The organism is Streptomyces sp. SID5464, from assembly GCF_009862985.1.
GTDB classification, from domain to species: domain Bacteria; phylum Actinomycetota; class Actinomycetes; order Streptomycetales; family Streptomycetaceae; genus Streptomyces; species Streptomyces chartreusis_D.
Genome location: NZ_WWIQ01000003.1, coordinates 44,984 through 71,128 on the forward strand (window position 1 = coordinate 44,984; position 26,145 = coordinate 71,128).

Below are 26,145 nucleotides of genomic sequence, written 5' to 3' on the forward strand. Positions count from 1 at the left end.
CATGAAGGGTTGATCCCGTGCATCTCCCGCACCAGCTCGGCTCGCTGCACAACCTCCCGGACACTCCGGAGGCGTACGACGCCGTCCTCGCCGACGTCACCGAGCAGGCTCTCGCGCGCCTCACGCCCGAGGGCAACCTCGAACACCCCGACTGCGTCGACGACATCGGCGACACCTCCCTCGGTATCACGTCTCTGCTGGCGCTGGCCTGGCAGCGCACCAAGGACCCCCGCCTGCCGGACGCGGTGCGCCGCAGCCTCGCCTTCCACCTGAGCGAGCGCGTCTACACCGAGGACAACCCCGGCTACCCCAACCTGAAGACGCGCGACTCCGGCCTGCCGTACGCCCGTTACACCCTGGAGGCCGGCGCGCACCCCATCGGAGACTGGCCGAGCACGGTGTGGGCCCTGCTCCAGGCGGTGAACGTGCTGGACGCGGCGGACGGCCTCGTCGACGACGGACAGCGCGCCCGGCTCGTCGAGGTGGCGCACGGCTACTGGCGCTGGCTGACGGAGGCGACGTTCTTCAACCCGCAGGAGGCCGGCAACCAGGCGATCGGCTGCGTCGTCGGCGGCCTGATGCTGGCCCGGCACCTGCCCTCGCCGGACGGCGAGTCGGTGCGGCGGCGCGCCATGCGGCTGTACGAGGACGAGATCCGCGCCCACCGCGTCCGCGACCGCGGCGCCCTCCTGCCGCCCGAGCACGGCGGCGCCTACGACAACAACTACGGCCCGATCTCCCTGTCCTTCCTCGCCCAGGCCCACCGGGTCAGCGGCGAGGAGGTCTTCGCCGAGGACGGCGACGCGCTCGCCCGCTACATCGACACCCGCCTGACGAACGGCGGCTTCGACAACGGCGGCCCGCGCTACAGCGAGCAGCACTCCGCCTTCGAGTCGGTGCTGGGCCTGCGCTACTTCAGCGCCCGCATCGGCTCCGACCTGGGCCGCTACCGGGGCGACAGCCGCTGGGCCCGGCACGCGAGCAAGGCGGACGGCGGCGTCGACGGCCACTTCGCGTGGATGCTGGTCTGGCAGATCCAGGACACCACGCGCTGGCACCGCGCCCCGTCCACGGCTCCGGCCCGGCACCAACTGCGCTCCGGCTCGGTGTCGGTGGCCTTCGACGACCGGATGACGCCCGCGCTGGTCGAGGCCGCCGGCACCTACTACCTGCCGGCCGCCGTCAACCGCCAGCACGGCTTCGGCCCGGTGACGGACGGCTTCCTGCTGACCCGCCCGATGGGCGAGGTCCGCGTCCGGGACGTGACCGCCGACGGACTGACGGCGAAGCTGGTCACCAAGCCGGTCGTCGGCCGCGACCACGTCCTGCGCCACGTCCGGTCCCTGTACGTCACCGACGGCACGAGCCTGTGGACGACGGTCGCCGTGGAACGGCTCCCGGGCACGCCGTACCTGCTCGCCGGCCTGCCGTACGCCGCCGACGACGGCGACCGGGTACGCCGTGTCTCGGAGCCCCGGGTGTCGTCGGCGGGCGCCCTGCGGCTGACCCACCCGGGCCCGGACGACCCGCACCACTTCGACGCCCGCACGGACACCACCCAGGAGCAGGCCGCCTTCGCCCTGGCCGCCGACCCACGCGGCTACGGCAACCCCGACGAGGGCTGGCGCCACCTGGTCGCCTCGACCGCCCTGGAGGCCGGACCCGCCCCAGGCGCACCCGAGGACCTGCACGTCTTCGCCGTGCGCTACGGCCCGGACGACAGCGCGTTCACGCCCGTGTTCGAGCGCGAGGGAACGGGCCTGAAGGTCCGCACCGAGGGGTTCACGGCCGTGATCGGCGACGCGGCGGGCGGCGCCGACGCGGAGCCGGAGCTCACGCTCGGGCGCTGAGCCGCCGGCCGTTCACGCCTGCGCGTCCACACGGGGCAGCGCGGACTCCGGCACGACGAGGTCGGCCCGGTCCCGCGTCGCGGCTACCAGTTCGGCGTTGCGCTGGTCGGACCGCATCACCCACGCCACGGCCTCCTCGTGCCCCTTGCCGAACTCCTCGTGCCGGGCGACCAGTCGCCGGAGCCGCTCCGGTTCGGGGAGTTCGCAGAACCACACCTCGTCGAGCCGGGGGCGGACCCGGGCCCAGGCGCCGGTGTCCAGCAGGAGGTAGTTGCCCTCGGTCACGACGAGCCGGGCCGCCGGCGGCACCGGGATCGCCCCCGCGATCGGCTGCTCCAGGACACGCTCGAAGCCGGGCGCGTACACGACGTCGTCCGTCTCCTCCCGCAGCCGCCGCAGCAGCGCCGCGTACCCGGCCGCGTCGAACGTGTCGGGCGCGCCCTTGCGGTCCCGGCGGCCGAGCCGCTCCAGTTCGGCGTCGGCGAGATGGAAGCCGTCCATGGGGACGTGCGCCACCCACGGGTCACCGGATCCGTTCAGTTCCCGCACCAGCCGCTCGGCGAGCGTCGACTTGCCCGCGCCGGGGCTGCCGGCGATACCGAGGAGCGCGCGCCGGCCGCCCTGGGGCAGGGCCCGGGCGCGGTGGACGAGGTCGTCGAAGGTGAGCGGCACACGCAGAGTCTTTCACCCTCCCGGAGTGTGGCGTGCGCCACTCACTGGACATCGCCGGCCGGGGAACCGGACCTGTATGACGCAGCTCGGTCTCCCCGAAGACATCCACGCCTGCCTCTTCGACCTCGACGGCGTCGTCACCAAGACGGCCGTCGTGCACGCGGCCGCCTGGAAGGAGATGTTCGACGTCTTCCTGCGCGAGCGCGACGGCGCGGACTTCCGGCCGTTCGACGCGGCGTCCGACTACGACGAGTACGTCGACGGCCGGCCGCGCGCCGACGGTGTGCGCACCTTCCTCGCGTCCCGCGGCATCGACCTGCCCGACGGCGATCCCGACGACCCACCCGGCGCGCAGACCGTGCACGGGCTGGGCAACCGCAAGAACGAGCTGGTCCTGGAGAAGATCCGCACCGACGGCGTCGAGGCGTACGAGGGCACCCTGCGCTATCTGGAGGCGGTCCGCGCCCACGGACTGAGCGCCGCCATCGTCTCCTCCAGCGCCAACTGCCGGGACGTGCTGCGCTCGATCGGCGCCGAGCACTTCTTCGACGTACGGATCGACGGCGTGGTCGCCGCCGAGCGCAAGCTGCCCGGCAAACCGCACCCCGACACGTTCCTGGCCGCCGCCGAGGACCTCGGCGTCGAACCGGCCGAGGCAGCCGTCTTCGAGGACGCCCTGGCCGGCATGGACGCCGGCCGCGCGGGCCGTTTCGGGTACGTCGTCGGCGTCGACCGGGTGGGACAGACCGACGCGCTGTACGCGCACGGCGCCGATGTCGTGGTGCAGGACCTCGCCGAGCTGGGGGGCACGGAGTGATCGCACAGCGGGCGTACAACGTCGAACCCTGGACGGTGCGCGAGACGGAGCTCAACCTCGACGTCCTGGCACAGAGCGAGTCCGTGTTCGCCCTGTCCAACGGCCACGTCGGCTGGCGCGGCAACCTCGACGAGGGCGAACCGCACGGCCTGCCCGGCTCCTACCTCAACGGCGTCCACGAACTGCACCCGCTGCCGTACGCCGAGGCCGGGTACGGCTACCCCGAGTCCGGCCAGACGTCCATCAACGTCACCAACGGCAAGGTGCTGCGCCTCCTGGTCGACGACGAGCCGTTCGACCTGCGCTACGGGCGGCTCGTCAGCCACGAGCGGACCCTTGACCTGCGGCGCGGCGTCCTGGAACGGGTCTGCGAGTGGACCTCCCCGGCCGGTTCGACGGTCCGGGTGCGCTCCACGCGGCTGGTGTCCCTGACCCAGCGGGCCATCGCCGCCGTGGCGTACGAGGTGGAGCCCGTCGACAGCCGTACCCGCGTCGTCGTCCAGTCGGAGCTGGTCGCCAACGAGAGCCTGCCCGAGCCGGACGGCGACCCGCGCGCCGCACGGGCACTGAAGTCGCCGCTGGAACCGGAGGAGGACCTCGCCTCGGGCAGCCGGCTGCGCCTGGTCCACCGCACCCGGCGCAGCGGCCTGCGGGTCGCCGTGGCCGCCGACCACCTCGTCACCGGCCCGGAACGGACCACCACCAGCAGCGAGAGCAACGTGGACGTGGCCCGGCTGACCATCACCTCCGTCCTGGAGCCGGGGGAGCGGCTGCGGGTGGAGAAGCTGGTCGCGCACGGCTGGTCCGCCGCCCGGTCCCGGCCCGCGATGAGCGACCAGGTCGAGGCGGCCCTGGCGGCGGCCGCGCACAGCGGCTGGTGGGGGCTCCTGAAGGACCAGCGGGCCTACCTCGACGACTTCTGGGGGCGCGCCGACGTCGAGATCGACGGCGACGAGGAGATCCAGCAGGCCGTCCGCTTCGCCCTCTTCCACGTCCTCCAGGCCGGCGCCCGCGCCGAACAGCGCGCCATCCCCGCCAAGGGGCTCACCGGCTCCGGCTACGACGGCCACGCCTTCTGGGACACCGAGGCGTTCGTCCTGCCCCTGCTGACCTACACCGCGCCGGCCGCGGCCGCCGAGGCCCTGCGCTGGCGCCTCGACACCCTGCCCGCCGCACGGGAGCGCGCGGCCCAGCTCGGCCTGCGCGGCGCCGCGTTCCCCTGGCGCACCATCGAGGGCTCGGAGGGCTCCGCGTACTGGCCGGCCGGCACGGCCGCCTTCCACGTCGGAGCCGACATCGCCGACGCCGTCGTGCGGTACGTGGCCGTCACCGGCGACGAGACCTTCGAACGCGAGGTGGGCGTGGAGCTGCTGGTGGAGACCGCCCGCCTGTGGCGCTCCCTCGGCCACCACGACGACCGGGGCGTCTTCCACATCGACGGCGTCACCGGACCGGACGAGTACAGCGCCATCGCCGACGACAACACGTACACCAACCTCATGGCCCGGGCGAACCTGCTGGCCGCCGCCGACGCCTGCAAACGCCACCCCGACGAGGCGGCCCGGCTCGGCGCCGACGAGGAGGAAAGGGCCGCCTGGCGGGACGCCGCCGAGGCCGTGCACGTCCCCTACAACGAGGAGCTCGGCGTGCACGAACAGCACGCCGGCTTCACCCGCTACCAGCGCTGGGACTTCGCCCGCACCAGCCCGGACCAGTACCCGCTGATGCTGCACTTCCCGTACTTCGACCTGTACCGCAAGCAGGTGATCAAGCAGGCGGACCTGGTTCTCGCCATGTACACCTGCGGCAGCTTCTTCGAGGAGTACTTCGACGAGGAGCAGATCGCCCGCAACTTCGCCTACTACGAGCCGCTGACCGTACGGGACTCCTCCCTGTCGGCCTGCGTCCAGGCCGTCATGGCCGCCCAGGCCGGCCACCTGGACCTGGCCTGCGCCTACACGGCGGAGGCCGCGCTGATGGACCTCGGGGACCTGGAGCACAACACCCGCGACGGACTGCACATCGCCTCGCTGGCCGGCACCTGGATGGTGCTGGTCGCCGGGTTCGGCGGTATGCGGTGCGCCGACGGCGCCCTGCGGTTCGCGCCGCGCCTGCCCGAGAGGTACAGCCGGCTGGCCTTCTCGGTGGGGTTCCTCGGCCGGTGCCTGCGGGTGGAGCTGACCGCCGGTCAGGTCACGTACACCCTGCGGTCCGGCCCGCCCCTGACGATCCGCCATCACGGCAGCGAGGTGACGGTGCGTGAGGACGCCCCCGTCACCCGCTCCGTTCCCCCGCCGCCCCGGCGTCCGGCCCCGAGCCAGCCACCGCACCGCGCCCCGAACACCCCCTGACTCCCCGGAACGCGTCAGGCACTTGGCCGAATACCGCTCTGCGCCGCTCCACCCCGCGGGTTAGCTTGGCCGTGTTTTCCGATCATCGGACTTCCATGTTCGGCCTGCGGGCACTGGAGGTCGTTGCGGCCCTGCGACGCGCAGGGGTAAGGGGTGGACGATGTCCGACGGCGCGAACGCCATTCTCGTTCGTAGGCGAAGACGCGAACGGACGGCTGCGTCGGGCACCAGCCGCAGGCGAGGTGTCGACGGACCGCTCGCCGCGGTGGCCGCCGCCTTCACCGTCGCGCAACTGGTCCTCGTGCGGCCCGTCCTCGGCCTGGGCTGGGACGAGATCGTCTACGTCAGCCAGGTCACCTCCCACACTCCGGCGGCCTTCTTCAGCGCACCGCGCTCCCGGGGCGTCTCCCTGCTCGTGGCGCCGATCGCGTCCTGGTCGTCGTCCACGCCGCTGCTGCGCGTCTACCTCGCCCTGCTGTCCGGCCTCGCCCTCTACCTGGCCCTGCGCGCCTGGCGGGGCCTGTTCCCGACCCGGGTCCTGGCCGTCGGCGGCGCCCTCTTCGCCTCCCTGTGGGTGACCCTCTTCTACGGTCCGCAGGCCATGCCCAACTACTGGGTCGCGATCGGCGCCCTGATCAGCGTGGGCTGCTTCCTGCGGGCCCGGGCGGAACCTTCCGCCCGGGCGGAGCTGTGGGGCGTCGCCGCGGGCGCCGCCCTCATGGCGTGGATGCGGCCCACCGACGCGGTCTGGGTGACCCTGCCGCTGCTCGTCCTCGCCCTGGTGCGCCGCCACTGGCGGCTCCTCCTCGTGCTCGTGGCAGGCCTCGCGGCCGGCGCCGTCGAATGGGTGATCGAGGCCTACGTCGGCCACGGCGGTCTCGGGCAGCGGCTGTCTGACGCTTCCCGCATCCAGGGCGGGCTGGGCTGGCAGATCGCCGTCGACGACCAACTGCGCAGCCTGGGCGGACGGGCCCTGTGCCGGCCGTGCACCGGGGCGATGCCCAACCCCCTGGTCACCGTCTGGTGGTTCACCCTGCCCGTCCTCGCCGGCCTCGGCCTGCTCGTCGCGGCCCGGGCCCGGCGCCTGGAACGGACCCTGGTCCCGCTGGCCTGCGCCGCCACGGCCGCACTGCCGTACCTGTTCATGATCGGCTACGCGGCGCCCCGCTTCCTCCAGCCGGCCTACGCGCTGCTCGCGATCCCGGTCGCCGACGCCCTGTGGCACCTGGCCCGGACCCCGGACCGGACGTGGCGACCGGTGGCCGCCGCCCTGGTCGCGCTCGGCCTGGCCGGGCATCTGGCGGCGCAGATCGCCGTCCTGGAGAGCACCGTCTCCCGCAACACCGAGAGCCGCCGCGACTGGGACCGCACCGCAGGAGCGCTGCACCGCCTCGGCGTCCGCCCGCCCTGCCTGCTCACCGGCCACGAGGCCATCCCGATCGGCTACTACACCGGCTGCTCCTCGGGCGCGACCTCCGGCCACAACGAGAACACCACGGTGGCCGACATCCTGCGCACCGCGGACCGTCTCCCGGTCGCCCACATCACACCGGCCGGCGGCACCCCGCCCCGCTACGCCCGTACCTGGCCCGTCCACCGGATCTCGGACCTGGACATCCGCGTCGCACCACCCCCACAGCGGACCGGCCCCTGACGCCGTACGGCAGTCCTGCCCCAACTCGCGTTTCCCGCGTGCCCCGTTCAGGTAGGAGTCGGTTGACGGTCGCGGACGGGTTGACGGTCACGGACGAGGGGGGAACGCCATGGCGGGGATCGACCACGAGGGCCGGCTGGGGGAGGAGTTCTTCACACCGGGCTCCTCGTCCTTCACCGAGTTCCTGGCGGCCCACCGCCCCGAACTGCTGGGCACCCGCCGGATCCTCCCGGACGGCGTCCGTGCCGAGGGCGCCCCGCACGGCACGACCGTGCTGGCCCTCACCTTCGGCGACGGCGTGCTGATCGCGGGCGACCGGCGGGCGACGATGGGCAATCTCATCGCCCAGCGGGACCTGGAGAAGGTGCAACCCGCCGACGACCACACCGCGGTGGCCTTCGCCGGTTCCGTCGGGCTGGCACTCGACCTGGTGAAGCTCTACCAGGTCGAGCTGACCCACTTCGAGAAGGTAGAGGGCATCCCCATGACCCTCGCCGCGAAGGCGACCCGGCTGGCCACGATGATCCGGGGCAACCTGGGCCAGGCCATGCAGGGTCTCGCCGTCGTCCCGCTGCTCGCCGGCTACGACCCCGCGGCTCCCGAGGGCGGGCGCGGCCGCATCTTCGGCTTCGACGTCGCCGGCGGCCGCTACGAGAAGTTCGGCTTCCACGCCGAAGGCTCCGGCTCGCCGTACGCCCGGGGCGCGTTGAAGAAACTGTTCCGTCCCGGCATGTCCCGGCGCGAGGCCGCCTTGGCCGCGCTCCAGGCGCTGTACGACGCGGCCGACGACGACTCGGCGACCGGCGGCCCGGACCTCACCCGCCGCATCTACCCCATCGTGTCCGTCATCACCGAGAACGGCTACGAGCGGTTGCCGGAGGCGGAGACGGAGGAGCTCAGCCGCGAGATGGTCGAGCAGCGCCGCAGCCGGCCGGACGGACCGAACGCCGCGGTGTGACACCCCGCCTCGGGGCGCCCGGCTCCGGCGGAGTTTTCGGTTCCATGGGCAAGACCTGTCGCCGGCTTTACTGCACACATGTTGCAGGTACCGGAGGATGGCACGAGGCTGTTCCCCGCAGCCGTCCGTCCGACAGAAAGACCTTCCCCCCGATGACGGCCGCCCCTGAGTCCACTCCGCCCCTCCCCGCCCCGGCTGTCGCCCAGCGCGCGGCCCGGCACCGCGTCCGTGCCTCCATGACGCGGCAGGAGTGGACCAGGGTCGGGGGGATGGCCGCGGTCATCGTGGCCCTGCACGTGATCGGCTGGTTCACCCTTGTCGCGATCGTCGCCCCCGAGCACCGCACCATCGGCACACAGACCTTCGGCGTCGGCATCGGCGTCACCGCGTACACGCTCGGCATGCGGCACGCCTTCGACGCCGACCACATCGCCGCCATCGACAACACCACCCGCAAGCTGATGGGCGAGGGGCAGCGGCCGCTGTCGGTCGGCTTCTGGTTCTCCCTCGGCCACTCCAGCGTCGTCTTCGCCCTGTCCTTCCTGCTCACCCTCGGCGTGAAGACCCTGGCCGGGCCGGTCCGCGACGGCGGCTCCTCGCTGCACGACGTCACCGGTCTGATCGGCACGACCGTCTCCGGGACGTTCCTCTACCTCATCGCGGCCGTCAACCTCGTCATTCTCACCGGCATCTGGAAGGTGTTCCGCAGCATGCGCTCGGGCCACTACGACGAGGCCGCCCTGGAGGAGCAACTGAACAACCGCGGCTTCATGAACCGGCTCCTGGGCCGCGTCATGAAGTCGGTCTCCAAGCCCGGGCAGATGTACCCGCTGGGTCTGCTGTTCGGCCTCGGCTTCGACACCGCCACCGAGATCGCCCTGCTCGTGCTGGCCGGCTCCGGCGCCGCGTCCGGCCTGCCCTGGTACGCGATCCTGTGCCTGCCCGTGCTGTTCGCCGCCGGGATGTGCCTCCTCGACACCATCGACGGCTCCTTCATGAACTTCGCCTACGGCTGGGCCTTCTCCAAGCCGGTCCGCAAGGTCTACTACAACCTCACGATCACCGGCCTGTCCGTCGCCGTGGCCCTGCTCATCGGGACCGTCGAACTCCTCGGTCTGCTCGTGGAGCAGCTCGGCCTGCACGGCCCCTTCTGGAACTGGATCTCCGGCCTCGACCTCAACGTCCTGGGGTACGTCGTCGTAGCGCTGTTCGTCGCCACCTGGGTCGTCGCGCTGCTGGTGTGGAGGCTCGGCCGCATCGAGGAGAGGTGGACGGGTGGCCTGGCGGGGCCGGGGCGCGGCGTCGGTCCATGACGGCGACGGACGGGCGACCCGACGGCGTCCGACGAGGTTAGAGCCCGCGTAACGGGAAACGCGGAACGGGCACGAGAGACGAACGAGTCGACGCAGCGCGACAGGGAGGCAGAAGTGATGGGCACGGAACCGATGCGCCCCGAGCCGATGGCGGACGACGCGTACCAGCCCACCGGGAGCAACGAGGAGCAGGAGGACGCCGCGCCTCTGGACCTCCAGGACGCCGTCGACGAACGGACCTACGACGACACCCTCGACGAGGGCTACTCCCCGCCGGAGAAGCCGCTCGGCGTCACCAAGCGCGGCACGACCGCCGCCGAGCAGCACGAGGGCGAGACCCTCGACGACCGGCTCTCCCAGGAGGTCCCCGACGTGTCCGCCGAGCCGGCCGGGGACGGTGTGGGCGACACCCCCGACAGCGACGGCGAGCCGGTCGACCCCGAGGCCGGCACCGTCCGTGCGGGCCGCCTGGTCGCCCCGGACGAGGGCGCCCACCCAGACACGACGAAGGAGACCGTCGCCACGGACATCGGTATCGACGGGGGTGCGGCCGGTGCGGAGGAGGCCGCGGTACACGTGGTGGAGGACGACAGCGTCCTGCCGGAGGACGACGACCGGGCGTGACCCGCGGCCGGGGGGCTACGGCAGCAGCTTCTCCAGCGCGGCCGGGCCCTCCGCCGCCAGCTTGCGCTTGGCCCATTCCAGGTTGCGCGGGGTGAGGTCCTTGCCCGAGGCGAGGACGAGGTCCTCCGGCGACACGTCGGTGCCGGTGCGGGCGTGGAGCAGGCGGTCCGGGGTGGCGCGGTCCTCGGGCGGCCGGGACGCGTGGGGCTGTGAAGTCGACATGTTCTCTGCTCCTAGGGTCCGGATCGCTGGTGCGGCCCCGGTGCTGAAAAACCGGTCCGATATCACCATTCACCGCGAGAGCCCGGCGTGCATCCGGAGAGCTCCGCCCCCGGCAGCGGAACCCCCTCCCACAACCCGACGCAAGCAGGTGGGAAGCCTGCCGGTGAGCCGCCGCCGTCAGGACACGCCCCGCGGGCGGGGCGCCAGCACGAGCATCGTGACGTCGTCCCGCACATCCGGGCAGTGGCGGACGAGGTCGGTCCACACCCGCTCCGCCAGCCCGGCGGGATCCTCGTGGGCAAGGCCCGGCAGCCGCTCGGCCAGGGGATAGAAGACCCCGCCCGCGTCCCTGGCCTCGGTGACACCGTCGGACGCGAGGAACAGCCGGTCGCCGGCCCGCAGCCGCACCGAGACGACCCTCGGCGCACTGGCCTCGGCGAGGCCCAGCCCCAGCGGCATGCCCGGTTCGACGTCCAGCTCCACGGCCCGCCCGTCCCGCAACAGCAACGGCCCGGACTGCCCGCACGCCACGATCCGCACCACACCCGCGTCGGCGGAGAAGTCCAGCAGCACCGCCGTCGCGAACAGCTCGCCGTGCGGCTCGCCCGCGGAGTCCACCGCCAGCCTCCGGTCGAGCCGGGCCGCCACCGCCTCCGGATCCGGCTGGTCCAGCACCGCCTCCCGGAACGCCCCCAGCAGCGACGCGACCGTCGCCACCGCCGACAGCCCGTGCCCCTGCACATCGCCCATGACCGCCCGTACGCCGTGGGGGCCCGCGCGTACGTCGAAGAAGTCGCCCCCGACCAGCGTCCCGCTCTGCGCGGCCCGGTACAGTCCCGCGCACCGCACCGGCCCGACCCGCTCCGGCAGCGGCGGCACCACGGCCCGCTGCGCGGCCTCGGCGACGGCCCGCTCGGTGACCAGCTGCGCGTCACGCCTGCTGCGCACGTACGACAGCAGCACGCTCAGCACCGCGACGAAGCACACGGTCAGGAGATCGGTGCTGCCGGGGTCGTTCAGACGGAAGACCGGAACCGTCAGCACGACCATCGCCAGCGCACCGAGCACCGCCGTCACGACCGGCCCGTGCGCCAGCACGGCCAGCGGCGGGATCGCGCCCAGCAGGAAGCCGATGTCGAGCGGCTCCGGACTGATCAGCTCAGCCGCGCAGACACCCGCCAGCAGTACGGACGGCAGCACCCGCGCCCAGACCGGCGGCGGTGCACCGCGCAGCCAGCCCCGCCGGTCCGGGTGCCGGTCCAGGTTCCGGTCACGGCCCCCGGCCCGGCGCGGCAGCCGGGCGCGCGCACTGCTCACACCACCACGCTGCTACGCCCCACCGGGCGACGCACGCGGACGGTGCGAGCGTCAGCCCGCAGGGGCGTGCGCGCCCGCTAGAACGGCGTGAGCGTCAGCCGCAGCCCCGTCGGCGCCGTGTCCTGGACGTACGAGGCGAAGTCGGCCACGTCGTCGAAGGCGAAGCCGTACGCCTTGCCGTCCCGCGCGGCCGCGTGCATGGCCTTGGCGTAGTGGTTGGTGAGGCCGGTCCGGTAGAAGGACGCGGCGTCGGTCGTCGGCTGGGCGGCGGAGCTCACCAGCGTCGAGCGGTTGAAACCGGCGCCCAGGACCGCGGCGACCGGCCCCGTCGTCCCGTCGTTGGGAGCGGCGAGGGCACCGTCGCAGAACAGCACGTCCCGGGTGGACGGCTTGCCGAAGGAGACCTCGGCGGGCCCGGTGAAGGACAGCCGCTCACCGCGCACCCGGCCGGTGAACGTACCGGCGTTGGTGGCCACCTTCAGGTCCTTGCCGGTGTACGTGCTCCACACCTCGTCGATGTAGGGCGCGAAGTAGTCCTCGGCGAACAGACCGGCGTCCAGGCCGTGCCCGGGGGCGATGATCCGGGTGTCGTCCACGACGAGTCGCGCGAACTCCGGCACCTCCCGCACGGCGGCGAACGCGGCCGCCCGGCCTCCGTCCCGCAGCGTGCCCGTGGTCTGGTCCTTCGCGCCGGTCAGCCGGATGCTCAGCGGCACGCTGAACATGTCGACCATGGTGGTGTTGCAGAACATCCCCGACGCGTTGTACGTGAATTCGGCGCAGTCGTGCAGCACCCCGTAGCCGGGGTCGGACGGCACCCAGCCGGCGGGGTACTGGAGCGCCGGCCGGCCCGCCCCGTCCACGACGACCTTGAACTTGAGCTTCGCGCCCAGCGACACGTAGATCCGGCCCGACATGTACGGCAGGGACAGCCGTGTCTCACCGCTGCCGGCCAGGGGGATCGCGTAGTCGGTGAAGCCGTCGGGCCCGTTGTCCGACAGGGCCACCGGGGCCGGCGTGCCCTCGGGCGTGAGACGTACCTGCCGGCCGTCCGCGTTGCCCACGACGTAGACGTGGACGCTCGCGTTGCCGAAGGATCCGCTGTTGTTGACGAGCGTCAGGGGGAGAGCGGCCGCCGCCTTCGGTGCGGCCGTGTTCCCGACCGCCCGGGGGGCCATCGCGGCGACCACCGCGCCGCCGAGACCGGCGAGGAGCGTGCGGCGGGCGAGCGGGTGTCGGTGATGAGGAGTCATGTGGGGGGTCTCCTTGTCGTACGGGGGGGTGCGGGTCGTCGGTTGGTTTGAGAGCGCTCTCACGCGGATCCGTGTGACGGATGCTACGGAGGGGCCGTGCCCTCGCCAACCCGTCCGCCATGCAGAAATCCCTTGCGGAAGCCGCCACTTGGGGACACCGTTGATCGCTTAACCGGCTCTTATGGGCCACTTAAGGCGCGTCGGAAAGCGATGGCTCTCCGCAGCACGCATCCCGGAGGAATTCCTTGACCGATGTGGTCATCCGCGCGCTCGACGCGAGCGACGCCGATCTCTTCGACACCCTGCCCGATCCTCTGGGCGCCCGTGAGGGCCACCGGCTGACCCGGCATCGCCCCGACTGGAAGCGGGTGGCCCTGCGCGACGGCAAGGTCGTGGCCCGCGGCGCCTGGTGGGGCGGCCCCGACGACACCGAGCCCGTCAACCTCAACTGGTTCGACGTGGCGGAAGGTGAGGAGGAGGCGGGCGCCGCACTCCTGCGCTCGGCCCCCTGGCAGGTGGAACTGGAACTGAATGCGCCCGCGAACTGGCGTGACGACCCGGCCCTGCGCGCCGCGGCCGAGACCCGTATCACCGCCGCACGGAAGGCCGGCTACGACCTCCTGGTGGAACGCCTGTTGTACCGGTGGACGCCCGACCGCGGTCTGCCCGAGCGGCCCGGGCGCCTGGTGTTCCGTGCCGAACCGGACGACGCCGTGTTCTTCGACGCGCTGCGGCGCATCCACTCCGTCACGCTGGACGCCCACGCGCTGAGAGCCGTCGAGCAGGGCGGAGTCGACCGGGCAGCCCAGGAGGAACTCGACTTCTTCCGCTGGTGCCCGTCGCCCCGCGAGTGGTGGCAGGTCGCCGCCACACCGCAGGGCGAACCGGTCGGCATCCACATCCCGGCCCACAACCCGTCGGGCCCGTGCATAGGCTTCATCGGAGTCCTGCCCGAACAGCGGGGCCGCGGCTACGCCTACGACCTGCTGGCCGAGTGCACCCACTTCCTGGCCGAGCGGGGTGCCGAGTTCGTCGCGGCCGCCACGGACCAGGGCAACTTCCCCATGGCCGCGAACTTCGCCAAGGCCGGTTTCCCGGTGGTCAGGGAACGCCTCAACTTCGAACCGGCGTAGGAGCCGGCCGTGTTGAAGGACTAACGCCCGCCGACGTTCAGCAGGGCGTCGGCCGCCGACAGGATCTCCGTGACCCGCAGGCCGAACGCAGCGTCGCACGCGTGCGGGCGGCCGGTCCGGGCGGCGGCCAGCAGGGCGTCCACGGCTCGCACCAGCGCGGGGACCGCTCCCTCGGAGCTCTCCGGCAGGACCGCTACCCCGGCCTCCCCGAAGAGTTCCACGGCGGCACCGGACGCGGCGGGCGGTGCCGTCAGGCTCAGGGTGAGGGTGCTCGACGCGCCGCCGGTGTGGTCCAGGACGACATGGGCGGTGTCCCCGGGGCCGTACGCCGCCGCCGTCACGCGCCGCACGTCGCCGAGCACCGGCAGCAGGACGGACAGGGCGTGCGGCCCGACGTCCCACAGGGCGCCCTTCTCCCGCCGCCACGGCGTGGCGAAGGAGCTCTCGCTGCTGAACACCGCGCCGAGCCACTGCGCCCGACCCGTGAACCAACCCGGCACAGCCGCCTGCTCGGTGATCCAGGCGTCCGGCTCGCTCTGGAAGCGCGCCGTGAAGAACACGACCGAGGCGACTCCGGCCTCCTCGACGGCCCCGACCACCGCCCGCCCCTGCTCCACCGTCGCCGCCAGGGGCTTGTCGAGCAGCAGATGACACCCGGCCCGTGCCGCCCGCGCGGCGAGCCCGGCCTGCACCTCGGGAGGCAGCGCCACGGCGACCGCGTCCACGTCGGCGAACAGCGCGTCCACGTCGTCGTACGCCCGGACACCGTGCCGCTCCGCCAGCTCCTTCGCCGCTTCGGGGCGGCGTCCCCACACCCCGGCGAAGTCGAGTTCGCCGTGCCCGCTCAGGGCGGGTGCGTGGGCCATCTGCGCCCATGGGCCGGTGCCGAGCAGTCCTATGCGCATGCCGCCGCCTCTCCACGGTGCCCTGGACAGCCGACGGCCCTTCCCCGGCCGCCCGCTCGCCGAAGAGCGTGTCATACGGAACCGGCCGCAGGGGAGTCCAGGCTCCCTTCGCGGCTCAGTCGCCGGGAAGAGACTGCTCAGCCCAAATGGTCTTGCCGTTGGTCACCTGGCGGGACCCCCAGCCCTGGGTGAGCTGAGCGACAAGAAGCAACCCGCGTCCACCTTCGTCGAAGCCATGGGCCCGGCGCAGGTGGGGCGCGGTACTGCTGCCGTCCGAAACCTCACAGATGAGGGTGCGGTCGTAGATCAGTCTGAGCTCGATGGGAGGCCGACCGTACCGGATGGCGTTGGTGACCAGTTCGCTGACGACCAACTCGGTGACGAACACGGCATCGTCCAACCCCCACTCGGACAGCTGTCGGCAAGCGGCCTTGCGCACCTCGGCGACTGCGGCGGGATCCGGCGGCACCTGCCAGGTCGCCACGTGCGAGGCGTCGAGGGCTCGGGTGCGGGCCACGAGGAGCGCCACATCATCGGAGGGGCGATCCGCGAGCAAGGTGCGCAGCAGGGCATCGCACCTGGCCTCCAGATCCGGAGCCGGTTGCCGCAGCGCCTCGCGCATCGCGGCGATCCCTACGTCGATGTCACGGCCGCGGACCTCGACGAGCCCGTCGGTGAAGAGGACGAGAAGGCTGCCCTCAGCCAACTCCAGCTCGGTCGACTCGAAGGGCAGGCCGCCCAGGCCGAGGGGAGGGCCTGCCGGAACCTCGAGGAACTCGACCGTGCCGTCAGGTGTCACAAGGGCCGGCCCGGGGTGGCCCGCGCGGGCGATCGTGCAGTGGCGCGAAACGGGGTCGTAGACGGCGTACAGACAGGTGGCCCCGATGTCGCTGTCGAGCGGGGTCATGGCGTCGCCGCCGGCAGCATGGTTGACCAGGTCATCGAGGTGGGTCAGCAACTCGTCGGGCGGAAGGTCGACATCGGCCAGTGTGCGTACGGCGGTGCGCAGCCGCCCCATGGTCGCCGACGCCTGAACGCCGTGACCCACGACGTCACCGACGACCAGGGCGACCCGGGCACCGGAGAGCGGAATGACGTCGAACCAGTCACCGCCGACACCGGCCCGGGCGCTGGCGGGCAGATAACGGAAGGCGACATCGAGAGCCGCCTGCTGGGGGATACGTTGCGGCAGCAGGCTGCTCTGCAACGTGAGGGAGGTGTCGCGCTCGCGGGTGTACCGCCGGGCGTTGTCGATGCACACGGCGGCGCGAGCGGTGATCTCCTGGCCCAGCAGCAGGTCGTCCTGCTCGAAGCGCTTGGGCCGGCGATGGCGGGAGAACGTGGCCACGCCCAGGGTGAGGCCACGCGCACGCATGGGTACCGCCAGCACCGAGTGGAACCCGAACCGCCGCATGCGTTCGGCCCGCTCCGGCGCCGTCCGGCCCAGATCCTCCAGGGCGGCGGGCGTGACGTGCTCGATGAGTGGCCGCTCCGCGGCCAGGCACTCCGCCGCGGTGGAGCCCTCGGGATAGGCCGCTACCGTCCCGAGCGCCACCACGGCTTCGGGGCAGCCCTCCAGCACCGACTGACAGGCGACCCGGCGCAGCATCACCGGACCGCGCGGAGAACCCTGCGGCGGATCCTCACCCCCCTCGATCGACGGCAGGAGATCGACCGTGACGAAGTCGGCGAACCGTGGGACGGCCACGTCGGCGAGTTCCTGAGCGGTACGGGGCAGGTCGAGAGTGCTGCCGATCCGCAGGCTGGCGTCGTTGACCAGGACCAGGCGCTGCCGTGCGAGGTTCTGCTCCGTCACGTCGTGTGCCGACAGCAGGACACCCTCGAGTCGCCCGTCGGAGCCCCGGACAGGGACGAGGGACACAGACCACAGGCTTTCCCGCTCATGGCCGGCAAGGTGCAGCGCGGCTCCGAGCTCCTGGAGGCAACCCGTCTCCAGGGCGGTTCGCATGCCCTGCTCGGCCCGTTCGCTCTCCGGGTCGAGGACGATCTCCGTCACCCGCAGGCCGCGCATCTCCTGTTCGGACAGGCCCATCACACGTTCCATGTCGGCGTTCGCCCACCGCAACCGCAGTCCGGTGTCGTACAGAGCCATCGTGTAGGGAGCCTGGGCGAAACTGCGCCGCACGAACGCATCGTCCTCAGGCGTCGGTGCCGGTCTGACCACCGGTGACACCAGCAGCCAGTCGTCCCCGTCGATCTCCCGATGATGGGCCAGCAGGCCGATGGTGAGGCGATGCCCGTCCCGGTGCAGCAGTGTCGCGGTCCCGCTCCACCTCCGCAGGCCGGTCAGCGAGTTCAACGCATCGGTCGGAGCGGCGTCCGCGAGAAGCGCGGCGGCCTTCCGGCCGACCACCTCGGGGGCCCGGTAACCGAGCAGCCGCCGCGCCCCTTCGTTCCAGGCGGTCACGACACCGAGATCGTCGACGACGACCCTGGCCGTCGCCGCACCGTCGACACGTTCTTGCGACCAAGCGCTCGCGCCGTCGTCCCAGGCGGACGCGGATCCGGTCATCACGTCATCTGCCCTCGCTCCCGCCATGGGCCTGCTGTCCAGGACCGCCCTGAACCCGAGGTGCACCGCATCTTCACCATTACGACACTAGACAACAAGAGTGACAGACAGACGTGTATGGGTCCTCATGCCAGGACGGCGGCACCGACCCCGGACGGAGGGCGGCCCCATGACGGGCAACGGCAAGACATGGCCGGACCCGGTCGAGTGGACCGGGAAGATCTACAGCGCGGGCTGGCGCGAATCCGAGGGCGGCACACTCCAGGTGATCGAACCGGCCACGGGACATGCGCTGGCCGAAGTCGGCGTCGCCTCCTCCGTGGACGTCGCTCGGGCCGGTGCACGGGCCGCCCAGGCCGCCGGAGACTGGGCCGCGGCGGCTCCTTCCGACCGCATCGATGTCCTGCTGCGCGCATCCTCCGCCCTGCGTGAACACAGCGCTACCTTCCGCGACTGGATCGTCCGTGAGTCAGCCGGTGTCCCCGCCAAGGGTGACTACGAGATCACCGCTGCCCTCGCCCAACTGACGCACGCCGTGGGACTGGCGTCCCGCCCCCCAGGTGAGGTCCTGACCCCGCAGACCCCCGGTGGAACGAGTCTGGCGTGGCGGGTGCCCCTCGGTGTCGTCGGCGTCATCAACCCGTGGAACGCACCGCTGCTCTTCGCGGTGCGCGCGCTGGCGCCCGCACTGGCGCTGGGCAACACCGTGCTGCTCAAGCCGGACCCACTCACTCCGGTGTCCGGGGGTGTCCTCGTTGCGCGGCTCTTCGAGGACGCCGGACTGCCCGACGGAGTGCTGCAGGTCTTGCCGGGCGGCGCGGAGACCGGGCAGGCGGTCGCGGCAGACCCCCATGTCGCCATGGTTGCGTTCACCGGTTCCGCCGAGGTCGGACGCGTCGTGGCCGGTGTGGCGGGTGAGGGGCTGAAGCGGGTCGCCCTGGAGCTGGGCGGCAAGAACTCGCTCGTCGTGCTCGAGGACGCCGATGTGGACGCGGCCGCCTTGGCCGGAGCCGTGAGCACCTTCGGATACCAGGGACAGGCGTGCGTCGCCGCCGGCCGCCACCTGGTCCATGCCGATCTGGTCGAGGCGTACACCGACGCGCTGGTCGGACACGCGCGGACCCTGCGCGTCGGTGACCCCCGCGTGGAGGGCGTCAGCATCGGCCCGATCATCAGCGAGCGGCTGGCCACCAGGATCGAGCGCATCGTCGACGAGAGCGTGGCCGGCGGGGCACGGGTGCTCACGGGCGGCCGACGCGACGGACTCTTCTACCCACCCACCGTCCTGGACCGCGTCGACCGGGCCATGCCCGCGTTCACCGAGGAGATCTTCGGTCCCGTCGCGCCTGTCATTCCCTTTCACCGCGAGGCGGAGGCCATCGAGATCGCCAACGACACCGCGTACGGCCTGACGGCCGCCGTGCACTCCGGCTCCGTACAGAGGGCGACCGCTGTCGCCGAGCAACTGCGCACCGGCATGGTCCACATCAACGACGTCTCGGCCAAGGACGCCGCGAACGCCCCCTTCGGAGGCATGGGCCTCTCCGGCAACGGCTCCCGCATCGGCGGCTCAGCCAGTCTGGAGGAGTTCACCCAGTGGCGCTGGCTGACGGCACCCGGACCGGTGTGACAACGCACGGACAGCGGCCCGAACCAGAAAGGCCCCGAACCCCAAAAGGCCCCGAACCAAAAATGGCAAGGAGTCCTCTCCTTGCCACTCTCAAGCTATAACACACAGGGGGTCTTGCGGCAAGGCCCCCCGTCTCCCGCACACTGTCCCGCCTAGGCCCAGGACCTGCGGAAACGGGAGCATGACGTGACCCCCCTGACCATGAGCGCGTTCGACCTTCCCGACCGCCTCTCGCGCAAAGCCGATCCGGCGCTGATCGCCGGGGACGAGCGGCACTTCGCCGCCGTCGCCGACTGCCTGGAGCAGTCGATCGCCGAACTGTCCGAGCGTCTCGAAGCCGAGCGCAAGGCGCCCGGCGGCAAGGGACGGCAGGCGATGGACCGGGACGCCGAGATCCACCGGCTGACCGCTCGCCTGCGCGCACTGCGCCGCTTCGGACTCGACCTGTGCCTCGGGCACATGGTCGGCACCGACGACTCCGAGCCGGTGTACGTGGGGCGGCTCGGCCTCACGGACCGCGAGGGCCGCCGGCTGCTGGTGGACTGGCGATCCCCCGCGGCCGAGCCGTTCTTCGGCGCCACCCATGCCAACCCGATGGGGCTCGCCGGCCGTCGCCGGTACCGCTGGAGCGGCGGCCGGGTCAGCGACTACTGGGACGAGGTGTTCACCGCCGACGCCTTCGACGGGCACGCCGCGCTCGACGACCAGTCCGCCTTCATCGCCAGCCTGGGCACCAACCGCTCGCCCCGGATGCGGGACGTCCTCGGCACCATCCAGGCCGACCAGGACGCCATCATCCGCGCCGGTTCGCGCGGCGCCCTCGTCGTCGACGGCGGCCCGGGCACCGGAAAGACCGTCGTCGCCCTGCACCGCTCCGCCTACCTCCTCTACTCCGACCCGCGCCTCGGACAGCACCGCCGGGGCGGCGTGCTGTTCGTCGGCCCGCACCGGCCGTACCTGTCCTACGTCGCCGACGTCCTGCCCAGCCTCGGCGAGGAGGGAGTGCAGACCTGCATCCTGCGGGACCTCGTCGACGAGGGGGCGGCGGCCGGGGAGGAGGCCGACCCGGAGGCGGCCCGCCTGAAGTCGTCCGCGGACATGGTGCGGGCGATCGAGAAGGCCGTCCGGTTCTACGAGGAACCGCCCACCGAGAGCATGACGGTCACGACGCACTGGTCCGACATCCGTCTGAGCGCCGCCGACTGGGCCGTGGCGTTCGAGGCGGCGGAACCCGGCACGCCGCACAACGAGGCCCGCGACCAGGTCTGGGAGGAACTGCTCACGCTCCTCGTGGACAAGCACGAGGGCGAGGTCTCCGAGGCCCTGCTGCGCAAGTCGCTGTCACAGGACCGGGAGTTGGTCACGGCCTTCAACCGGGCCTGGCCGGTCCTGGAGGCGACCGACCTCGTCGGGGACCTCTGGTCGGTACCGGCCTATCTGCGGATGTGCGCTCCCTGGCTCAGCCGCGACGAGGTGCGCACACTGCAACGCGCGCAGCCCCAGGCCTGGACCGTGTCAGACCTGCCCCTGCTGGACGCCGCCCGGCAGCGGCTCGGCGACCCGGAGGCGTCCCGGCGCCAACGCCGGCGGGAGGCCGCCGTCGCCGCCCAGCGCGAGCGCATGGCCGACGTCATCGACGACCTGCTGGAGGCCCACAGCTACGACGACGGCGAAGGCGTGCTGGTCATGCTGCACGGGCAGGACATGCGCAACTCCCTGGTCGACGAGAGCGCCCTGCCCACGGCCGACCCCGACCGGCTCGCCGGACCGTTCGTGCACATCGTCGTGGACGAGGCCCAGGAACTGACCGACGCGGAGTGGCAGATGCTGCTGCTGCGCTGCCCGTCCCGCAGCTTCACCATCGCCGGGGACCGCGCCCAGGCCCGGCACGGGTTCACGGAGTCGTGGCGGGAACGGCTGGAGCGGGTCGGGTTCGACCGGGTCGACCTGGCCTCGCTGAGCATCAACTACCGGACCCCGGAGGAGATCATGGCGGAGGCCGAGCCGGTCATCCGGGCCGTGCTGCCGGACGCCAACGTGCCGGTGTCGATCCGCAGCGGCGGCGTTCCCGTGGTGCACGGGCCGGCCGCGGAGCTGACCTCGGTCCTCGACACCTGGCTGGCCGCGCATGCCGACGGGATCGCCTGTGTCATCGGCGACCCCACGTTCCGGCCGGCGTCGTCCCGCGTCCGGTCGCTGACCCCGGAGCTGTCGAAGGGGCTGGAGTTCGACCTGGTCGTCCTCGTCGACCCGCAGGACTTCGGCACGGGCGTCGAGGGAGCGGTCGACCACTATGTCGCGATGACCCGGGCGACCCAGCAGCTCGTCGTCCTCACGAGTTCCTGACACGGGCTCCGGCCGGGGCCCTCCCGCAGTGGGGGCCCCGGCCGGAGGTTCAAGGGGGTGTCCGCATCTCTACGCGGCCAGCTCCTTGCGGATGCGGTCCAGCATGAAGGCCGACGACTCCCGGGCCCGCTCCTCCCAGGCGAAGACGCAGGACGTGGCGACACCGTCGAAGCCCAGCTCGCGCAGCGTGCCGAAGAAGGCGTCCCAGTCGACCTCGCCCTGGCCGATGTCGAGGTGCTGGTGGACACGGGCGGGGGTGCCCGGCGGGTTGAGGATGTAGCGCAGGCCGGACGAACCCTTGTGGTTGAAGGAGTCCGCGATGTGCACGTGCTGGAGCTTGTCACCGGCGTAGCGCATCATCGCCGGGATGTCGGCGCCGACCTCCGAGGCCCCGGAGAGGTGGAAGGAGTGCGGGGCGCAGTACAGGTAGTTCACCCACGGCTTGTTGATCGCGCGGACGAGATCGACGGCGGGCGTGTTCTCCTCGCAGAAGTCGTCCGGATGCGCCTCCAGGTTCAGAGCGATGCCTTCGCGCTCGAACACTGGGAGCAGCTCCTCCAGCGAGCGCCAGAAGGCGGCCTCGCTCTCGGCGGCGCGCTCGGGGCGGCCGTTGAACTCCGAGTTCATCAGCGGGCATTCGAGCTCGACGGTGATCTCGATCATCCGCTTCCAGTAGCGGACGGCGGCCTGCCGCTCGGTCTCGTCCGGCGAGGACCACTTGTACAGCGGCAGAACCGAGGAGAGCTGGACACCATGGGTGCGCAGCGCGTTCTTCAGCTCCGCCACCCGCGCGTCGTCCGCCCGCGGGTGCAGGAAGAACGGCATGAAGTCCTCGCGCGGCGACAACTCGATGTACTCGTAACCGAGTTCGGCGACCGTGCGCACCATCTCGTCGATGGGCAGGGCGCGGAACATGTAGGGGTCGAGGGCGATCTTCACGCGGTGCCTCCGTAGAACGCGGGGCGGGGCTTCATGTCGGTGGTGACGAGCTCGCCGCCGGACTCCAGGGACCGGACGGCGGCGTCGGTGATGACCGTGGCGGCGTAACCGTCCCAGGAGGACGGGCCGGTGGGCTCGGTGCCGGCCGCCACCGACGCCACCCACTCGCGGAACTCGGTGTCGAAGGCCTCCGCGAACCGGTCCTTCCAGTCCTGCAGCACGTTCGTGCCGTGCCGGGCCGCCGTGCGGACCCCGACGGCCGCCGGGTCGGGCAGCCGGACGAGGCCGTCCTCGCCGACGACCTCGCACTGGATGTCGTAGCCGTACTGGCAGTTGACGAAGACCTCCAGGTCGATCCGGACGCCCTCGGACGTCTCGAAGATCATGATCTGCGGGTCCTTGAGATGCGGGAACCGCTTGCTCGTGGCACGCGGCGTGACCACCTGGGCGGAGACGATCTCGTCGTCGAGCAGCCAGCGCAGCACGTCGATCTCATGGACCGCCGTGTCCTGGGCGGCCATGGCGGAGTGGTACGACTCCGGCACGGTCGGGTTGCGGTGGGCGCAGTGCACGATCAGCGGGGCCCCGAGGGAGCCGGTCGACAGGACCTCCTTCATCTGGCGGTAGCCGGCGTCGAAGCGGCGCATGAAGCCGACCTGCACCAGGCGGCGGCCCTGCGCCCGCTCGGCCTCGACGATCCGCAGACAGTCCTCGGCGGTCGTGGCCAGCGGTTTCTCGCAGAACACCGGCTTGCCGGCCGCGATCGCGTTCAGGACGTGCTCGGCGTGGGTGGGCCCCCAGGAGGTGACGAGGACGGCGTCCACGTCGGGGGAGGCGATGAGATCCGCGCCGGTGGGCAGCGCGGTGGCACCCACCCGGGCCGCCACCTCGGCGGCGCGCAAGGTGTCGATGTCGGTCACGGCCGTGACGGCGGCCCCGGTGACGACTTCGGTGAGCCGCCGGGTGTGGTCCTGGCCGATCATTCCGGCGCCGATGACGCCTACGCGTACGGTCATGGTGAACTCCTTGCAGAAGATCAGAAGGTCAGGAGAAACGCGTCCGGAGCTCGGCTTCCAGGGTTTCGAGGGTGCGGCCCTTGGTCTCGGGGACGTACAGCTTCACGAAGGTGAGGGACAGCACGCCCGCGGCCACGAACAGGAAGAACGTGTTGGAGATCCCGATCCCCGAGACGAGGGACGGGAAGACCAGCCCGATCACGAAGTTGGTCAGCCACAGCACCACGGCCGCGATCCCCATGCCGAAGCCGCGCATCCGCATCGGGAAGATCTCCGACAGCATCAGCCAGGTCACCGGGGAGATCGCGCCCTGCTGGAAGGCGAGGAACGTGACCGTCATGGCGAGCACCGCGAACGCCCGCGTGTCACCCGAGGGCAGGACCAGGGAGAAGACGCCGATCAGCAACAGGGCGGCGGTCGTGCCGGCCTGGCCGGTCATCAGCATCGGGCGGCGCGGTACCCGGCCCAGCAGCCAGATGCCGACGAAGGTGGCCAGCACCGAGATCACACCGTTGGCGATGTTCGCCGTCAGCGCGCTGTCGGCGGCGAAGCCGGCATCGGTGAGGATCTGCGTGCCGTAGTACATGATCGTGTTGACGCCGGTGATCTGCTGCACGATCGCGATGCCGAACCCGACGAACATCAGCTTCCGCACCCACGGCGTGCTCTTCATGTCCTGCCAGCCGCCGAGCTTTGCCTGCTCGTCCTTGACGGCGAGCGCGGACACCTCCTTCAGCTCGGCCTCGGCCCGGGCCCCGGACCGCACCTGCTTGAGGACTTCGAGGGCCTCCCCGAAACGGCTCCGGGAGGCCAGCCAACGCGGGCTCTCCGGCATCACCAGCATGCCGAACCAGAGCACGACGGCCGGCAGCGTCGCGATGACCAGCATCCAGCGCCACACGCCACCGGACTCGCCGCCGACCTGGGCGATGATCGCGTTGGACGTGAAGGCCAGCAGCTGACCGCTGACGATCATCAGCTCGTTGCGGGTGACGAGGGCGCCGCGCCGCTCGGCGGGCGACACCTCCGCGAGGTACACCGGAACGGTCACCGACGCGCCGCCGACCGCGAGGCCGAGCACGAACCGCGCCACGATCATCACCTCGGTCGTGGGGGCGAGGGTGCAGCCGAGCGCGCCGACGAAGAACAGCACCGCCAGCAGCAGGATGTTGCGCCGCCTGCCGCGCGCGTCCGACAACCGGCCCCCGGTCACTGCGCCCAGCGCGGCACCCAGCAGCAGCGAGCTGGTGACCATGCCCTCGGTGACCGGGGTCAGTCCGAGGTCCTCGGTCATGTAGGGCAGGGCGCCGTTGATGACGCCGGTGTCGTAACCGAAGAGCAGACCACCGAACGTGGCGATGATCGTGATCAGCCTCAGCCGCCGCCTGACCGCCGGAGGGGCGTCGTCCGCGACGGCGGTGGCGGGGGGTGGTGGAATGGGGGCCGGTGTCGTGTCGTCCGTGACGTCCATGGCCGCTCCTTACCTGTCGGTGTTCGGGCGCCGGGTACCCGACAGGCCGCAGCCGGCCAGGTGTTCACGGGTGCTCACCGCGATCGGCAGCGGCACCTCGGGGGCACACGGGTACAGGTCCTGCTCGACGATCACGAACAACTCGGCGTCGAGCCGCGCGAGTTCGGCCACGACCTCGGCCGGCTTCGGCACTCCGGCCGGGGGTGACACGCACACCCCGCGCTTCACGGCCTCGCCGAAGGACAGGTCCTCGGCCGCGACCTGCGCCAGGACCTCCGGGTCCATCTGCTTGATGTGCACGTAGCCGACCCGCTCACCGAAGCGGCGGATCAGGTCGAGGTTGTCCCCGCCGCCGTACGCCACATGCCCGGTGTCCAGGCACAGGTTGGTGTAGCGGCTGTCCGACTCGTTCAGCAGCCGCTCGATCTCCGGCTGCGTCTGGATGTGGCTGTCCGCGTGCGGATGGACGACCAGCCGTACGTCGTACTCCTCCAGCAGCAGCCTGCCCAGCCGGTCGGCGGCCCGGCCGAACCCGGCCCACTGCTCGGCGGTCAGCTCGGGCGACTCGGTGAACGCACCCGTCTTCTCGTCCCGGTACATCGGCGGGATGAAAACGAGATGGTGCGCCCCGGCGGCGGCGGTCAGCGCGGCGACCTGCCGGACGTGGGCGAGCATCTCGTCCCATGCCTCGGGCCGGTGCAGCGCGCCGAACGCGGTACCGCCGGAGACCTTCAGCCCACGGGCGTCCAGTTCGGCCGTCAGCCGCTGCGGGTCGGTGGGGAGATAGCCGTACGGGCCGAGCTCCAGCCATTCGTACCCGGCCTGGACGAGCTCGTCGAGGAAACGGGTGTGCGACACCTGGTGCTCGTCGTCGGGGAACCAGACACCCCAGGAGTCGGGGGCGGAGCCGAGGCACAGGTTGCCGACGGTCGTACGCAGCGGGGCTGGCACCGTTGCCATGGTGGGAGTCCTTCGGGGAGAGCAAGGGCGGGCGTGGAACTGATGCGCTCTACTAGCGCGCTCTAGTTCGGTACGATGACCCCTGTCCAAATGTCATGTCAATAGGTTGTTGCCGGGAGATTGCCGGCTCCCTGTACGGGCCCCGTGCGGGACACCCGTAGGGTGGTCGGCGTCGGAGGGT

General features: G+C 71.9%; 20 protein-coding genes. 10 read left to right on the top strand and 10 right to left on the bottom strand.

Annotated elements, in window-relative coordinates:
- The first annotated feature begins 17 nt into the window (after window positions 1-17).
- A complete protein-coding gene (locus GTY47_RS02420; protein WP_010038049.1) occupies window positions 18-1,850 on the top strand; it encodes a hypothetical protein in 1,833 nt (610 codons plus the stop codon).
- Window positions 1,851-1,862: 12 nt separating this feature from the next.
- On the opposite strand, the gene GTY47_RS02425 is transcribed toward GTY47_RS02420, so the two are convergent.
- Window positions 1,863-2,522 (bottom strand): nucleoside/nucleotide kinase family protein, encoded by a 660-nt coding sequence (locus GTY47_RS02425; RefSeq protein WP_010038052.1) that lies wholly within the window; start codon window positions 2,520-2,522, stop codon window positions 1,863-1,865.
- Between the two features lie 76 nt (window positions 2,523-2,598).
- Here GTY47_RS02425 and GTY47_RS02430 point away from each other — a divergent pair, with 76 nt between their 5' ends.
- From GTY47_RS02430 to GTY47_RS02455, 6 genes are all read left to right on the top strand, one after another.
- The gene (locus GTY47_RS02430) at window positions 2,599-3,339 is read left to right on the top strand and encodes a beta-phosphoglucomutase family hydrolase (RefSeq protein WP_010038055.1); all 741 of its coding nucleotides are present in this window, start codon (window positions 2,599-2,601) and stop codon (window positions 3,337-3,339) included.
- Window positions 3,336-5,690, top strand: a complete 2,355-nt coding sequence (locus GTY47_RS02435; protein ID WP_010038057.1) for a glycosyl hydrolase family 65 protein — start codon at window positions 3,336-3,338, stop codon at window positions 5,688-5,690. The genes GTY47_RS02430 and GTY47_RS02435 overlap by 4 nt, the downstream gene beginning before the upstream one ends.
- 160 nt (window positions 5,691-5,850) lie before the next feature.
- Window positions 5,851-7,344, top strand: coding sequence for a hypothetical protein (locus GTY47_RS02440; RefSeq protein ID WP_029181047.1), 1,494 nt, complete (start codon window positions 5,851-5,853; stop codon window positions 7,342-7,344).
- 109 nt (window positions 7,345-7,453) lie between these two features.
- On the top strand, window positions 7,454-8,302 hold the full coding sequence (gene prcB / locus GTY47_RS02445; RefSeq protein ID WP_010038062.1) for a proteasome subunit beta: 849 nt from the start codon (window positions 7,454-7,456) through the stop codon (window positions 8,300-8,302).
- Window positions 8,303-8,454: 152 nt separating this feature from the next.
- On the top strand, window positions 8,455-9,615 hold the full coding sequence (locus GTY47_RS02450; RefSeq protein WP_029181048.1) for a HoxN/HupN/NixA family nickel/cobalt transporter: 1,161 nt from the start codon (window positions 8,455-8,457) through the stop codon (window positions 9,613-9,615).
- 132 nt (window positions 9,616-9,747) lie between these two features.
- Window positions 9,748-10,239 carry a DUF5709 domain-containing protein gene (locus GTY47_RS02455; protein ID WP_029181049.1) on the top strand — a complete coding sequence of 164 codons (492 nt, stop codon included), beginning with the start codon at window positions 9,748-9,750 and terminating at the stop codon, window positions 10,237-10,239.
- A gap of 15 nt (window positions 10,240-10,254) precedes the next feature.
- Here GTY47_RS02455 and GTY47_RS02460 read toward each other — a convergent pair whose 3' ends face one another.
- The 3 genes from GTY47_RS02460 to GTY47_RS02470 form a co-directional block, all read right to left on the bottom strand.
- Window positions 10,255-10,461 carry a hypothetical protein gene (locus GTY47_RS02460; protein WP_010038066.1) on the bottom strand — a complete coding sequence of 69 codons (207 nt, stop codon included), beginning with the start codon at window positions 10,459-10,461 and terminating at the stop codon, window positions 10,255-10,257.
- 177 nt (window positions 10,462-10,638) lie between these two features.
- Window positions 10,639-11,661: a PP2C family protein-serine/threonine phosphatase gene (locus GTY47_RS02465; RefSeq protein ID WP_102515057.1), complete on the bottom strand. Its 1,023-nt coding sequence runs from the start codon at window positions 11,659-11,661 to the stop codon at window positions 10,639-10,641.
- 194 nt (window positions 11,662-11,855) lie between these two features.
- The gene (locus tag GTY47_RS02470; RefSeq protein WP_010038072.1) at window positions 11,856-13,031 is read right to left on the bottom strand and encodes a beta-1,3-glucanase family protein; all 1,176 of its coding nucleotides are present in this window, start codon (window positions 13,029-13,031) and stop codon (window positions 11,856-11,858) included.
- Window positions 13,032-13,276: 245 nt separating this feature from the next.
- On the opposite strand from GTY47_RS02470, the gene GTY47_RS02475 reads away from it, so the two are divergent.
- Window positions 13,277-14,164 carry a GNAT family N-acetyltransferase gene (locus GTY47_RS02475; protein ID WP_029181051.1) on the top strand — a complete coding sequence of 296 codons (888 nt, stop codon included), beginning with the start codon at window positions 13,277-13,279 and terminating at the stop codon, window positions 14,162-14,164.
- A 20-nt stretch (window positions 14,165-14,184) separates the two neighbouring features.
- On the opposite strand, the gene GTY47_RS02480 is transcribed toward GTY47_RS02475, so the two are convergent.
- Complete coding sequence (locus GTY47_RS02480; protein WP_010038076.1) at window positions 14,185-15,069, bottom strand: Gfo/Idh/MocA family oxidoreductase; 885 nt, start codon at window positions 15,067-15,069, stop codon at window positions 14,185-14,187.
- A 115-nt stretch (window positions 15,070-15,184) separates the two neighbouring features.
- Entirely contained in the window at window positions 15,185-17,602 is a 2,418-nt protein-coding gene (locus GTY47_RS02485) for a SpoIIE family protein phosphatase (RefSeq protein ID WP_010038078.1), read from the bottom strand.
- A 169-nt stretch (window positions 17,603-17,771) separates the two neighbouring features.
- On the opposite strand from GTY47_RS02485, the gene GTY47_RS02490 reads away from it, so the two are divergent.
- Window positions 17,772-19,232 carry an aldehyde dehydrogenase family protein gene (locus tag GTY47_RS02490; RefSeq protein ID WP_010038079.1) on the top strand — a complete coding sequence of 487 codons (1,461 nt, stop codon included), beginning with the start codon at window positions 17,772-17,774 and terminating at the stop codon, window positions 19,230-19,232.
- Between the two features lie 186 nt (window positions 19,233-19,418).
- Window positions 19,419-21,578, top strand: a complete 2,160-nt coding sequence (gene helR / locus GTY47_RS02495; RefSeq protein ID WP_010038080.1) for an RNA polymerase recycling motor ATPase HelR — start codon at window positions 19,419-19,421, stop codon at window positions 21,576-21,578.
- A gap of 69 nt (window positions 21,579-21,647) precedes the next feature.
- Here the strand turns inward: helR and GTY47_RS02500 are convergent, their stop codons facing one another.
- From GTY47_RS02500 to GTY47_RS02515, 4 genes are read right to left on the bottom strand one after another with little or no spacing between them, the layout of a single operon-like run.
- Complete coding sequence (locus GTY47_RS02500; protein WP_010038082.1) at window positions 21,648-22,517, bottom strand: sugar phosphate isomerase/epimerase; 870 nt, start codon at window positions 22,515-22,517, stop codon at window positions 21,648-21,650.
- Window positions 22,514-23,533, bottom strand: a complete 1,020-nt coding sequence (locus tag GTY47_RS02505) for a Gfo/Idh/MocA family oxidoreductase (RefSeq protein ID WP_010038085.1) — start codon at window positions 23,531-23,533, stop codon at window positions 22,514-22,516. The genes GTY47_RS02500 and GTY47_RS02505 overlap by 4 nt, the downstream gene beginning before the upstream one ends.
- A 28-nt stretch (window positions 23,534-23,561) precedes the next feature.
- A complete protein-coding gene (locus tag GTY47_RS02510; RefSeq protein WP_010038091.1) occupies window positions 23,562-25,004 on the bottom strand; it encodes a sugar porter family MFS transporter in 1,443 nt (480 codons plus the stop codon).
- 9 nt (window positions 25,005-25,013) lie between these two features.
- Window positions 25,014-25,964: a TIM barrel protein gene (locus GTY47_RS02515; RefSeq protein WP_010038093.1), complete on the bottom strand. Its 951-nt coding sequence runs from the start codon at window positions 25,962-25,964 to the stop codon at window positions 25,014-25,016.
- Window positions 25,965-26,145 lie beyond the last annotated feature (181 nt).